Annotated in this window: 1 protein-coding gene; it reads right to left on the bottom strand. The window is 24.4% G+C overall.

Annotation, left to right across the window (positions count from 1 at the left end; translation table 11 throughout):
• The coding region (locus HMPREF1552_RS07950) for a replication initiation protein (protein ID WP_021744637.1) at positions 1-942 on the bottom strand (942 nt) is incomplete at its 3' end.
• Positions 943-1,036: the final 94 nt, after the last annotated feature.

Here is a 1,036-nt window from a genome sequence, read left to right as displayed (position 1 = left end):
TAATTTTTTAAATTGTATCTTATCTTTTAGTCCTGTATATATCGCTTCCAAATTTTCTATTGTTTTTGTATTTTCATTAATTTTATCCGATATTTTTTCTCTTAAAGTTTTTTCTTTTTCTTGTTTTGGAACAACTTCAATTATTCTTGATTTTCTTTCTGGAACTGTCCTTGTTTCTTCTTTCTTTTTTGGTTTTCTAGGTTTACTCAAAGGAATTGGATTATTATTATCTTCTTCTTCATTACCTACTACAATATCTACTTTTTTCTCAGTAGAGAATTTAAACTCAAATCCAGTAACTCGGCTTCTTCCCCGTCCACCAGAAAAACCATATTTTTTTTCAATTTTCAAGTTGTATTTTTCTCCTAACTCTCTCATAATTGGCTTTAAAACACGAGTATCAATATTAGTTATCTTATAATTTTCAGGAATATCCATCAAATACCTAAATTCATCAATACTACATCTCCAAAATCCTGTTTTTCTAAATTGTTTCATTCTACGATAAAATTCTTTTACATAACTAGACTTTAAATTCACAAATTCTTCTAACTCAAATCTAGTCCACTCTTTATTAAAATCATTAAGTAAAAATCTAAAATCCTCATTCAAAGAAATCATTAATATCTGTTCATCTAAATTTATTTTAAAAGTTTTAAAAATTGCCATTTGTACAATTGTATTATTTTCTCTGTATGTATAGTTCAATGATAATAATTTTTTATTAACATTCATAATCGTGTTAGTAAATTCTTTTACAGTCATATTTTTTTCAAGCATTATTAATTTTTTCAATTCATAAAAAGAGTATTCAATAACATCTGTACCTTTCTCTTTAAGTTTATGAAAAAACGTTACTAATAAATTTAGTTCTTCTGACGAAAAGTTTCTTAATGCCTGATTATTAAAATCATTATTATATTTCACAATCTCATTTCCCATTTAAAATTCCTCCTCAAAAATCATTATACCATATTAAAAATAACACTTCAATAAAAATGCTATTTTTAATCTCCCAAAACGATACTTTTAATTC

The sequence above is a fragment of the Leptotrichia sp. oral taxon 879 str. F0557 genome, from assembly GCF_000469385.1.
Lineage (GTDB): Bacteria > Fusobacteriota > Fusobacteriia > Fusobacteriales > Leptotrichiaceae > Leptotrichia > Leptotrichia mesophila.
Note: the sequence above shows the minus strand (reverse complement) of the source record. Positions and strands in the feature narration are given on the sequence as shown.